The organism is Vibrio sp. JZG120 (assembly GCF_053890955.1).
The window spans coordinates 17,857-30,793 of record NZ_JBSRRK010000024.1 but is presented as its reverse complement, the minus strand read 5'-3'; the positions used below and the strand labels follow the sequence as shown (position 1 = coordinate 30,793).

The following is a 12,937-nucleotide window of genomic DNA, read 5'->3' as shown; positions in this document are numbered from 1 at the left end:
CTCACTTCCGACTCGCTGTGTGACTTTCGTCTCACTCCGTGTCGGTGGATGCGCAGTATAGGGAGTTGAGAAATTAGCACAAGCGTTTTTTGCAAAAAAACTTTCAACCGAACAAATAACAAGCATTCTGCATAGATACTCAACGATTTTGTCTAATATTTCGGGTTGTAGAGGATCTTTTCATGAAGAAACACCTGACTTCTGCATTAAAAGACCGCCGATTTCTTGGTAATTTCGATCGCTGATCTTATCTCTCTTGGTTCTTTTTTCTCTTTCTAACTATATAAAGACGAAAAAAAGAGCAGAACGATAACGAACTGCTCTTTGGTCTTTGCTTTTTACTTGGGGTACTTCAGGTGAAGTCTTGGAAATTGCTTCTTCTATATAGAAGAAAAGATCAGAGCATCCTTGCCCTTCTCTTTACGACAGATTAGTTAGGGGTATATCTAAATGTCGTTATTGTTCGATGACACATTGAGCTCGTAAGAGTGGAGCATGCTTGCATTCCCAATGACGTCATCTTCGAGAGGAACTTAGTTCTTCAATACTTTTACGGTGTAGCTACCATCTTTTTGTTGGTACAGACCGTGGATGTCGGTTTCGAAACCTGGGTAATGCGCACCGATCTCACAAAGCATCTCTAGGAAGTCCAGTACAGGGCGAGACTCTTGAGTCACCATTTCACCAGGAAGTACTAGTGGCACACCTGGAGGGTAAGGAAGGATCATGTTCGCACTTACGCGACCAACCATTTCTTCCAGTTTGATTTCTTCTACGTTACCGCGAAGCTCTTCTTGCCATGCTGCGTGTGGTGTTACTTTCATTTCTGGAAGTACATCGAACGCTTTGTACATTAGCTCTGGCAGGTTGTATTTCTTAGTTAGGTCGTGAATTGCTTGTGCTAGTTCTTGAACGCGCATGCCTTCATAGAAGCTTGGGTCTTCGTTATATAGCGAAGGAAGGAAGCTCTTGATGGTTAGGTTCAAGTCGTAGCCACGTTTAAATTCAGTTAGACCGCGTAGCAATTGCATTGCTTTTGATTTGTCGATACCGATTGAGAATAGGAACAACAAGTTGTATGGACCTGTTTTCTCTACCACGATGCCGCGCTCGTCTAGGAATTTAGCCACCAGCGAAGCAGGAATACCTGATTCTTCTAGTTCGCCTTCTTTATTCATCCCAGGAGTCAATAGCGTTACTTTGATTGGATCAAGATACATGTGGTTGTCATCCATGTTCTTGAAGCCGTGCCATGTATCGCTAGGGTCTAGTTTCCAACATTCTGTGGTATCGATGTTTTCTGGTTGCCATACATCGAAGAACCAGCTGTCACTTTCTGCTTCTAGGCGTTTGATCTCTTTACGGAAGCGAATTGCGCGATCGATAGAGTCTTGCATCAACTTCTTACCAGTGTTGCCGCGCATCATTGCCGCTGCAGTTTCAGTAGAAGCAACAATGCCGTACTGAGGTGAAGTTGAAGTGTGCATCATGAATGCTTCGTTGAAAGACTCTTTATCAAAGTCACCTTTCACGTGAATCATTGAAGCTTGTGAGAACGCTGCCAATAGTTTGTGTGTTGATTGTGTTTCGTAGAACACTTTGCCTGGCATCGCTTCACCACTCATACCACATTTACCTTCGTAAATTGGGTTGAAGTTAGTGTAAGGCACCCAAGCACTGTCGAAGTGGATGTGTTTACAGTCTAGCGACTCTTTGATGAATTGTGTGTTGTACAACAGACCATCGTAAGTTGAGTTAGTCACTACTGCGTAACTTGGCGCTGTTGCACCTGGAGTTCTCGCCACTTTCTCTGCAATGACATCGCGGCTGAATTCGCTTTGTGGAATACCACCAAGGATGCCGTATGCGTTACGAGTTGGGCGGAAGTAGATTGGTGTCACGTCGCTCATCATCATTAGGTGAGTCAGAGATTTGTGACAGTTACGGTCAATCAGTACTGTGCTGCCCGCAGGTGCTGAGTACATACCAACGATTTTGTTCGATGTAGACGTACCGTTAGTTACGATGTAAGAGCTGTCTGCATTGAATGTGCGTGCGATGTATTCTTCTGCATCTTTATGTGGACCTGAGTGGTCTAGTAGAGAACCTAGCTCAGGCATTGAGATTGATACGTCCGCTTTAAATGTGTTTGGACCGTAAAAATCGTAGAAGATGCTACCAGCAGGGCTTTTCTGGAATGCAGTACCGCCCATGTGACCTGGAGTACAGAAGGTGTATTTACCTTCTTCTACGTATTTGAATAGCGCTTTAGTGAATGGAGGCATGATGGCATCTTTGTATGCCTCGGTCGCTTGGTTGATTTTGATAGCGATGTCGTCAGCCATACCTAAAGCGTACTCGAAGAAGCTCACGTTCAGACGTAGGTCTGTTAGTGAAATATCGAGAGTAGACTGTTCGTTAGCAAATGCGTGAACAGGCAGTTTTTCGTTGATTTGGCTAATACGTTCACATAGCTCTAGTGAGTATTTATCCCAGTCGAACAGCACACCGCAAATGCGTGGGTTCATCTCAATCATTTTGATCAAGTCTTTATCATCTACTGGGTAAACCACTTCGTAGCCCGCTTTCTCAAGAGCAGCGTGAAGTTGACGAACTGGCTCTTCTTTAAAGAACACACCCATGTGGTTCAAGATAGCGAATATATTCATTTGGACATCTCCAAGGCGAATGAGGGCGCTCTTTGCCATTTACAGGCAATGAGTAAAGGTGAGCGCCGCGTGAATTTGGGTTTTATGGGCTGGCACCGAAGTACCAGCGTTTGGGGATTAGTTGCTTGCTTGGGCAGGCATATCGTCAGCGTGCATTTTCACGTACTGAGCAAGACCTGCTTTTTTGCTGTAGAACATCAAGATAACGAGAGACACGATGAAGGTTGCTGTGAGCGTACCGCCTTCTGCACCCGCTAGTGCGATGAAGCAGAACAGACAAGCCACACCAGAGAACAGCATTACGAAGCCGTTGCGTGTTGTCATACCTTCGAAGCGAATCAAGTTAATGCTTGAGTAGAAGTAAGGCAGCATAGTTAGTAGAACTGCATCAGTCGTTAGCTGGTTGAACAGGTCTGATGCGTGTGCTGTTTTAGAGCTGAAGAACATCAGTACAACCATTAATGCTGTCATCTTGATTGACGCAAGGATTAGACCTTTCTTAGGCACACCGTTTTTGTCAGTTTCGCCGTAGATTTTAGGGAAGTTGCCATCGCTTGCTGCACGTTTACCAGCTTCGCCCACCAGCATCATCCAAGAACCTAGCGAAGTGAAACATGCTAGTGCTGTGAACGCTGATACGAATGGTGCAGTCCAGCTACCGAATAGCTCAGTGGTTGCCAATGCAAATGGCGCACCTGATGCCGCGACTTCAGAAGCAGGGAACATGCCGCTGATCATTTGAGTTGATAGGATGTAAATCACACCTGCGATACCAGTACCCAGCATGGTTGCTAGCGGTACAGTACGTTTAGGATTTTCTACCATACCTGTCGATACTGCTGCTGACTCCACACCAACGAATGACCATAGACAGATAAGAACCGCAGTCACAATCGCATGGCTATCAGTACCCGCAGATACGTTCCAGTTTTGGCTGTATAGCGCGGTGTCGAAGTGCGTCCAACCAAATAGAGCGGTACCAACAACTGGAATTAGGATTAGAACAAGACCAAGCGTACATAGACGGCTTACCCAGCTACCACCAAGTAGGTTGACGAAAGTGAAGATCCATACCGATGCAATCGTCGCAATACCTGCTGGGATTGGGTCATTAAGCACAGGGAAGAATACTGAAAGGTAAGAAACACCTGTAATAGCAATAGCTAGGTTACCAATCCAGTTCGCGTGGTAATAAAGCACGCCCGTTTGGAAACCAAAGACTGGGGAAACTTCGCCCGCATAAGCGATAGGACCACCTTCTTGAGGGTTTTTGGTTGCCAGACGAGCGTAAACAAACGCAAGGCTCAGTGCACCGATCAAACAGATCAGCCAGCTGAAAATTGAAACAGAGCCTACTGAAGCTAGGCTAGAAGGTAACAGTGCAATACCACTACCCATCATGTTACCGGCGACTACACCCGTACAGGCAATTAGGCCGATTTTTTTCGTATTCGATGACATAACATCTCCAAATCTATTCTACTCAAGTCAACGTGACTCAAACTGAACGGTTATTAGCGAGATGCTATGAAGTAGATACCTGCTCGACCTCGCTAAATTTCGAAGTGAAGACTACGCCCAAAAATCGGGAAAAAAATAAACTTGGCGTTATCAATAAAATGATTAGTTAATCAACATCAAGTTGAGATAAACATGATAAACACAAAAATATAAAGCCATATTATTCATGCAGTTATAAGAAAAACATCAAACCTTATACCGATAGATAAACTCTCATCAACTCGTTGGTAATCGCGATAAAAGTTATCAACCTCTATCAACTTCCCCATCCCGAAGGGTTAATTCCCTGAACTGTTGATTCCATAAATCTCTCCCTGATCGCGCTTTTTGACCCACATCAATATTCATCTCGCCTGCAAGAAAGCATCAGAATCATTCTCGCCACATAACTCAGCCAGACACTCCATACAATCAATAGAGATAGAGATAGAGATAGAGATAGAGATAGAGATAGAGATAGAGATAGAGATAGAGATAGAGATAGAGATAGAGAAGCAAACCGGATATGTCTTCCCGTTGCAAGCTTGCGTTGTTGGCTCCTTCGTAAGTCATTGCCCCACCGCCCCAGCTTTTTCACTTTTCGACAGCGACAAAAAAGCCCCTCACCGAAATGAGGGGCTAGTATTTGAGTCCGAGAAAATTAAAGCATTCGAACGACAGAAGGGTGAACGGCGCGATACATGGCGTAATCAATCGCCTTCATGTTACTTGGGAAGACCAAGTTTTCGCACAGCAGGTACGTCTCAACCGACGTATCAATATAGAAAGCTTCGCTGTAAGACTCACTGGCCAAATCCAGATCACCATCCAATTCAGCGTGTTTACCACGAATCACATAAGAAAGCACCGAATCACGTAACCTCAAAGCCTGCCCAAGATGCTGCTTGGCTGAAGCCATGTCACCAATAATGGTTTCGTGCAGGGCTAAAGCTTCATAAATTCGGGGTTGAATTGGCCCAACCATCATTTTTACGTTAGTTTCTAGTGCGTCACTCAACTGCTGCACTCGCCCTTTCTTCAACTCCTGTGAAAAATCGAGCACCTTCTGCACGTGGTAAGCAATTAATAACTCTGCCTGAACGTAAGCGTTATCTGGCTCAATTTCTAAAATGTTTTCCATCAAGTTGACGCCTTGGCGAAACTGCTTGGCATCCGAGACATTGAGATAATGGTTAGCTTGAACAAACAGCTCCAAAGCATCTGGGTTAATTGGCATTCCCGCCACCAGCATCGTGGATTTCAGCTTGGCATCCGGTACTTTCAGGACTTGCATCAAGTCTAACGACGCTTGTTGAAGCACTGTCTTTAAATGGCTGCTGGTTAACGCGTATTGACGACTAAACAACACCTTTTCAGATGAGTTATTGCGATATTCCACCTCTAAAAAGCTACCACCATCATTTTCACGAACCCGCACCACAACCGATTTGCCCGGCACAATACCCGAGGTAAACGACGCCTTCTTTAGCATGACTCGGTAATCGCTCACTTGAGCAATGTCGGACATCAACTTTTGGGCAAACCCGTCTGCCAAGTCGTAGCTTAACCCTTCGCTCGTGAAGTTATCTTGAAACTTGAATTCGATAAGGTGAGTATCGATGGCTTGAGTAATACGCACTTCCGATTGCTTGTAGGTAAACACGCCCATCACCACAACCAAGACACTGATCCAGATGAAGTTCATGATCCCCAGGCGCCACGGACTGATTTTATTTTTTTTCTGAGGGGCCTTTTTCTCTTTAGACATCTCACAGACCGCGCGAGTCAGAGGGCCTGCAGGAAAAGTGACGGCAGGTGCGATAGGTAGAGTCTCTTCTTCTGGCTCTTCAACAATAGGAGGAAGAGTTTCTGAATCACAATGACGACTTGCGAGGAATTCCTCGAGTGTCATTGGGGTCACATTCGCCACCAGCTTGTAACCACGTTTCGGCACTGTAATGACGTAGCTGGTATTTTCTTCCCGACCGTCCCGCAGTAATTTACGCAACTCAAAAATGGACTGAGTCACCACTTGATCGGTCACAATCGCCCCAGCCCAAACGTATTGGATCAGTTCCTCACGATTGAACACCTCATTCGCATGCTCCGCTAGGAAATGCAGAAGATTAATTAAGCGTGGCTCAACAGTAACTTCCCTATCTTGTCGATACAGCTTATTTTCATCAACGCTTAAAACCCAGTCATTGATTTGAAAATAGACTCCAACCATGTATGAAAACTCTCGTATCTACAGACAGCGCTACGGCAGGAATCAAACAATGGTCAATTCCTACAGGTAACTAAAGGCGAGATTATAGGTGGGAAAACGGCGTGCACCTAGAAAAGCAAGCCGCCAAAAATGCAAACTTAAGTTAAGTGATGCAGAAATGAGACTACTCAAGTGCTGCAAGGATAGAACAATGAGTAGCATCATCGTCCGTATGACCGCAGCAAGCATCATTGATCTTCTTCAAAGCTCGACGAATTTTCGTTAGCTCGTTAATTTTTCCATCAATCAGCTCTAACTTAGCAGAAGTAATAGCTTTAACCTCTGCACAGCTGTGTTCTGTTGCTTCTAGTTTGATTTCTAGTAGCTCTTTAATCTCATCCAAGCTCAGGCCCAGCTCTTTACCTTTAAGGATGAAGTGTACCTGCTTTTGATTCTCTTCATTATAGAGACGATAACCTGATTCACTTCGACCTGCGGGCTTTATCAGCGCGTTTTTCTCATAAAAACGCAGCGTATCTGCCGTCACACCACAACGTTTTGCCAGTTCACCTATCTGAAACATAACTTTCCCTATTAACTATCTCGTTACTTTTAAAGCTAAAGAACCTCTTTTTCACAATTATTTTTGAGATGCCAAACGATTGCGCGAGCTTTTTTGTAATAAATTGGTTAGAATACGCGCCATCAAATGTGGAGACTGTTTTCTAACCAGAAAACATCCGGCAAAGGTCTTTACCAAAACTGGCCAATATTTTACCCCAAGAGGTAAAAACAAGTTCATTTTTGGCAAACATCTTTAACTCCGTGAATTTGAGGAAAATGGAAGCATGAATAACGCTCGTCCTATTCGCCGTGCGCTTATCAGCGTATCAGACAAAACAGGTATTGTTGAGTTTGCACAAGCTCTTGCTGAGCGCGGTGTCGATATCCTATCTACTGGTGGTACAGCACGCCTACTTGCCGAACAAGGCATCGCAGTAACAGAAGTCTCTGACTACACAGGTTTCCCAGAAATGATGGACGGCCGCGTTAAAACGCTTCACCCGAAAGTTCACGGTGGTGTGCTTGGTCGTCGTGGTCAAGATGACGACGTGATGGCAAAACATGGCATCAATCCAATCGACATGGTCGTTGTTAACCTATACCCATTCGCAGAAACCGTTGCAAAAGAAGGCTGTACACTAGCTGACGCGGTTGAAAACATCGATATCGGCGGCCCAACGATGGTTCGCTCTGCAGCGAAAAATCACAAAGACGTGACTATCGTTGTGAACGCTCATGATTACGATCGCGTTATCGCTGAAATGGACGCGAACGAGAAATCTCTAACACTAGAGACTCGTTTCGACCTTGCTATCGCAGCATTCGAGCACACTGCTGCTTACGATGGCATGATCGCAAACTACTTCGGCACTATGGTTCCATCTTACGGTGAGAACAAAGAAGGTGATGAAGAGTCTAAATTCCCACGTACTTTCAACCAGCAATTCGAGAAAAAACAAGACATGCGCTACGGTGAGAACAGCCACCAAGCAGCCGCATTCTACGTTGAAGCAAACCCACAAGAAGCATCTGTTTCTACTGCTCGCCAAATCCAAGGTAAAGCCCTCTCTTACAACAACATTGCAGACACTGATGCAGCACTTGAGTGTGTGAAAGAGTTCAACGAGCCTGCATGTGTAATCGTAAAACACGCCAACCCATGTGGCGTTGCGCTAGGTAAAGACATCCTCGAAGCGTACAACCGCGCTTACCAAACTGACCCAACGTCAGCGTTCGGCGGCATCATTGCATTCAACCAAGAGCTAGATGCAAAAACGGCTAGCGCTATCGTTGAGCGTCAATTCGTTGAAGTGATTATCGCACCTTCTGTTTCTGCTGAAGCGATTGAAATCGTTGCAGCGAAGAAGAACGTACGTCTACTAGAGTGTGGCGAGTGGTCAACGAAGACAACGGGCTTTGACGTAAAACGCGTCAACGGTGGTCTACTGGTTCAAGACCGCGACCAAGGCATGGTAAGCCTAGACGATCTTAAAGTCGTGTCTAAACGTCAGCCGACAGAAGAAGAGCTAAAAGACGCCCTATTCTGCTGGAAAGTAGCGAAATACGTGAAATCTAACGCGATCGTTTACGCGAAAGGCGACATGACTATCGGTGTAGGCGCAGGCCAAATGAGCCGCGTTTACTCAGCGAAAATTGCCGGCATCAAAGCCGCAGATGAAGGCTTAGAAGTTGCCGGTAGCGTAATGGCATCTGACGCTTTCTTCCCATTCCGCGACGGTATCGATGCCGCAGCAGAAGCCGGCATTAAGTGCGTAATTCAGCCAGGTGGCTCTATGCGTGACGACGAAGTTATCGCAGCAGCAGATGAGCACGGCATGGCGATGATCTTCACGGGTATGCGTCACTTCCGCCACTAATTTCCTCATCGTATTTGGCACTGTGGCATTGTTAACTGCTTTCGGCCACCCCGGTTACGTAGCTGGCTATGTTTCCGGGATGGGCTCAATTGTTGCCTAGCCACATCATCAACTACTTTGAGCAAGACTTATTTAATTTAGCTAATTTGAAATACTCTTAGTTTTAGAAATTTTCATTTTAGAGCAAAGCCATATTGATAAGGTCAAGGAGAGCTCGCGGAGTTTATAAGTATAAATGAGCAAGCTCGACGCAGAGATTAGCAATATGGCGCAGCTATCAAAGGATAAATAAAATGAATGTACTTATCATTGGTTCAGGTGGCCGTGAACATGCGCTAGGCTGGAAAGCGGCGCAAAACCCAAATGTTGAGACTATTTTCATTGCTCCAGGCAACGCAGGTACGGCACTAGAGCCAAAACTAGAGAACGTAAACATTGATGTGGAAGACATCGATAGTCTGGTTGCTTTTGCAAAAGAGAAGGCGATTGAATTGACTATCGTTGGCCCAGAAGCACCGCTGGTTATTGGTGTGGTGGATGCGTTCCGCGAAGCGGGCTTACCAATCTTTGGTCCTACCCAAGCCGCAGCGCAGCTTGAAGGCTCTAAAGCGTTTACTAAAGACTTCCTTGCTCGTCACCAAATCCCAACCGGTGCATACGCAAACTTCACAGAAATTGAACCAGCGCTTGCTTACGTGCGTGAGCAAGGTGCGCCGATTGTGGTGAAAGCCGACGGCCTTGCGGCTGGTAAAGGCGTGATTGTGGCAATGACGCTAGAAGAAGCCGAAGACGCAATCAAAGACATGCTAGCAGGCAACGCATTTGGTGACGCAGGCAGCCGCGTGGTTATCGAAGAGTTCCTAGATGGCGAAGAAGCAAGCTTCATCGTGATGGTGGATGGTGAGAACGTTCTGCCAATGGCCACCAGCCAAGATCACAAACGCGTGGGTGACAAAGATACTGGCCCAAACACTGGCGGTATGGGCGCGTACTCGCCAGCTCCTGTGGTAACACCAGAAATTCACAACCGCATCATGGAAGAAGTCATTTACCCAACAGTACGTGGTATGGCGTCTGAAGGTAACCCATACACAGGTTTCCTATACGCGGGTCTGATGATCGACAAAGATGGTACGCCTAAAGTGATCGAGTACAACTGCCGCTTCGGTGATCCAGAGACACAACCAATCATGATGCGTATGGAATCGGATCTGGTTGATCTTTGCTTGGCTGCGATTGACCAAAAACTGGATCAAGTGGAATCAAAATGGGATCCACGTGCGTCGATTGGTATCGTGCTCGCAGCCGGTGGTTACCCAGCAGCGTACAACAAAGGCGATGTGATCTCTGGTCTGCCACAAGTTGAAATTGAAGGCGAGAAAGTCTTCCACGCGGGTACAGACAATAAAGATGGCAACATCGTAACAAATGGTGGTCGCGTATTGTGTGCAACTGCGTTGGGCAACAGCGTATCAGAAGCGCAGCAACGCGCTTACGAGCTTGCAAAACAGATCAGTTGGGACGGTATGTTCCATCGCAGTGACATCGGCTACCGTGCGATTGCACGTGAGCAAGAAAAATAAAAACAACTTAAGTTGGCTAAAAAACAAAAGGCGCATTCAGCGCCTTTTTATTACTCTGTCAGCAAGTAAGTCTCACCAAGCTTACTCTGCGAGTAATGCTGGTCGTGGTACACAATCAAAGTCATCATCATTGAGCATCAACAGTTCATCAACCGTTGCTTTATTTCGTGACTGCTTGCCGACAAAAGCCACGTAACTGTCTACAGATGAGAGACGCTCGATAATAAAATTTGGCAACGTCTGATTAAACTCGAGTGTCGAGAACGCTTTACCTTTGCAGGTTTCAAACGATTGGCCATTCCAATAACCTTGAATGAGGCTCTGACTGTTACGAGACTGCGCCTTAACCGACGCCACTACATCATTCGCTTCTGTCTTGTAACGTTCTAATTGTTCATGCTGAAGTGGTAAGACTTTACGATTAACGCGATATTGTTGGTAAACCGCTTCGCCATCTTTATTAAAACGGATGTGGATTTGAAAAGGCACCAACTCTTGCTGGGTATCAACTTGCTCACCTTTTCGAATCAACTCTCGAAGCTCACCGTCATCCCAACGGTAGTCACTTTGAAACCAGCCATTATCCCCCATCGTTACGTAATCAGCAGCCGTACTCACGCGAGTGAGTTTCTCGGTCATCCAGTACAAGCTACTTGCGCCTCCAGCAACTTTGCCGCCAGAGAAGTGAGTGAATTGTTCTAAATTAGGAGTTTCAACCGACGAACAGCCAAAAAGGGTAAAGCTAGATAAGAGAAGTGAAGCGAGTAGATGTTTTTTCATGAAGTTGCACCGAGGCAGGATACCTCGGTGCATTCTAACTTAGTTTACTGATTCTTTCAGCGCTTTACCTGCTACGAATGCAGGTACGTTAGCTGCTGCGATTTGAATCTCGTCACCAGTCTTAGGGTTACGACCAGTACGTGCAGCGCGGTGGTTTACTTTGAATGTACCAAAACCAATTAGTTGAACTTGGTCACCCTCTTTAAGTGCACCAGTTACACCATCAAGAGTCGCTTCAAGAGCAGCTTTTGCTTGTGCTTTTGATAGGTCTGCTTTCTCTGCGATAAAGTCGATTAATTGGGTCTTGTTCATTAGGTTTCCCTTCTCATAGGTTATCGAATTCGTCTCACTCTAAAACATAAATGCCCCATCTGGCAAAGGTTTGTAAGCGATCTTTCGATTTTCTGACGTACTTTTAGCCATAATATGAGTAATAACTCACAATTTGTTACCACATACCCCCTGAAAACCCTTGCTTTCCAAGGTATTTGGACCAATTTATAAGGCACTTTTGCGGTTATAATAGCTGCAAATAACCACTATCAAACTACATTCAAGGGCAACTATGCTGCTGTTATCCATTTATATCTCTATTGCAATCGGCATTTCGTTTATCTGTTCGGTGCTGGAGGCGGTACTGCTGAGTATCAGTCCGAGCTACATTGCGCAGCTCAATCAACAGGGGCATCCCGCAGCTGGGCAACTGGCTAAGCTAAAATCAGATATCGACCGACCATTGGCATCCATTCTAACTCTAAATACCATCGCTCATACCATCGGCGCGGCCACTGCTGGTGCACAAGCTGCGGTGGTATTTGGTAGCGAAGCGTTAGGTATCTTTTCGGCAGTGCTCACACTGGCGATCTTGGTGCTTTCAGAGATCGTACCGAAAACAATTGGCGCAACTTACTGGCGTCAATTGGCGCCAACCGCGGCAGTCGCATTACGCTGGATGGTATGGGCGCTAACACCATTCGTATGGTTTTCAGAGCAAATCACCAAGCGTCTTGCTCGTAACCACGAAGCACCCAAGATGCGCGATGAACTGTCGGCAATGGCGATTCTGGCACGTGAAAGCGGTGAATTTGCCGAGGGTGAATCAAAAATATTAAGCAACTTGCTTGGCATCCAAGATGTACCTGTAACTCAGGTTATGACCCCACGTCCTGTGGTATTCCGTATTGATGCCACGATGACCATCAATGAGTTCCTAGAAAAACACAAGGATACACCTTTCTCCCGCCCATTGGTTTATAGCGAGCAGAAAGACAATATCATTGGTTTTGTGCACCGCCTTGAGTTGTTCAAACTCCAACAATCAGGCTGTGGACAGAAACAACTGGGAGCAATCATGCGCCCGATTCAAGTGGTGCTAAACAACACGACTTTACCGAAAGTGTTTGACCAGATGATGACTCATCGCCTACAGCTAGCCCTTGTCGTTGACGAATACGGTACTGTGCAAGGCTTGGTGACGTTGGAGGATATTTTTGAACACCTCGTGGGTGAAGAAATCATCGATGAAGCGGATAAAAGTACCGACATGCAAGAACTGGCTTACCAACGTTGGGAAAGTTGGAAAGAGATGCACGGCGTAATCGAAAGCCGCGATGACGATGAAGAAGAGGAAGAACTGGAGAAGCATCACAAGGAGCCAGAAGCTCAAGAAGCGACAAAACCAGGCTCTAAAGAATCGTAATCAGCATTGGGCATAACCGCTCAAACGCCGCAAACAAAAAGGCATCCATTTAGGAT

The 12,937-nt window shown here is 45.9% G+C and carries 9 protein-coding genes; 3 read left to right on the top strand and 6 right to left on the bottom strand.

Annotated elements, in window-relative coordinates:
* Nucleotides 1-533: 533 nt before the first annotated feature.
* The 4 genes from ACWPOD_RS22920 to zntR all read right to left on the bottom strand — a co-directional run bounded on the left by ACWPOD_RS22920 (nt 534) and on the right by zntR (nt 6,961).
* Complete coding sequence (locus ACWPOD_RS22920; RefSeq protein ID WP_031382113.1) at nt 534-2,669, bottom strand: lysine decarboxylase CadA; 2,136 nt, start codon at nt 2,667-2,669, stop codon at nt 534-536.
* A 117-nt stretch (nt 2,670-2,786) separates the two neighbouring features.
* A complete protein-coding gene (cadB, locus tag ACWPOD_RS22915; protein ID WP_046874613.1) occupies nt 2,787-4,130 on the bottom strand; it encodes a cadaverine/lysine antiporter in 1,344 nt (447 codons plus the stop codon).
* A 700-nt stretch (nt 4,131-4,830) separates the two neighbouring features.
* Entirely contained in the window at nt 4,831-6,399 is a 1,569-nt protein-coding gene (gene cadC / locus ACWPOD_RS22910) for a lysine decarboxylation/transport transcriptional activator CadC (protein ID WP_282150705.1), read from the bottom strand.
* Nucleotides 6,400-6,562: 163 nt separating this feature from the next.
* The gene (gene zntR / locus ACWPOD_RS22905) at nt 6,563-6,961 is read right to left on the bottom strand and encodes a Zn(2+)-responsive transcriptional regulator (protein ID WP_005397290.1); all 399 of its coding nucleotides are present in this window, start codon (nt 6,959-6,961) and stop codon (nt 6,563-6,565) included.
* A 265-nt stretch (nt 6,962-7,226) separates the two neighbouring features.
* On the opposite strand from zntR, the gene purH reads away from it, so the two are divergent.
* Together purH and purD are read left to right on the top strand one after the other, a co-directional pair.
* Entirely contained in the window at nt 7,227-8,819 is a 1,593-nt protein-coding gene (purH, locus tag ACWPOD_RS22900; RefSeq protein WP_085344624.1) for a bifunctional phosphoribosylaminoimidazolecarboxamide formyltransferase/IMP cyclohydrolase, read from the top strand.
* 293 nt (nt 8,820-9,112) lie between these two features.
* Nucleotides 9,113-10,402, top strand: a complete 1,290-nt coding sequence (purD, locus tag ACWPOD_RS22895) for a phosphoribosylamine--glycine ligase (protein WP_167426156.1) — start codon at nt 9,113-9,115, stop codon at nt 10,400-10,402.
* A gap of 81 nt (nt 10,403-10,483) precedes the next feature.
* Here purD and ACWPOD_RS22890 read toward each other — a convergent pair whose 3' ends face one another.
* Complete coding sequence (locus tag ACWPOD_RS22890; RefSeq protein ID WP_167426155.1) at nt 10,484-11,182, bottom strand: DUF1481 domain-containing protein; 699 nt, start codon at nt 11,180-11,182, stop codon at nt 10,484-10,486.
* Between the two features lie 39 nt (nt 11,183-11,221).
* Entirely contained in the window at nt 11,222-11,494 is a 273-nt protein-coding gene (gene hupA / locus ACWPOD_RS22885; protein WP_005382524.1) for a nucleoid-associated protein HU-alpha, read from the bottom strand.
* Nucleotides 11,495-11,747: 253 nt separating this feature from the next.
* Here hupA and ACWPOD_RS22880 point away from each other — a divergent pair, with 253 nt between their 5' ends.
* Entirely contained in the window at nt 11,748-12,881 is a 1,134-nt protein-coding gene (locus ACWPOD_RS22880; RefSeq protein ID WP_167426154.1) for a hemolysin family protein, read from the top strand.
* Nucleotides 12,882-12,937: the final 56 nt, after the last annotated feature.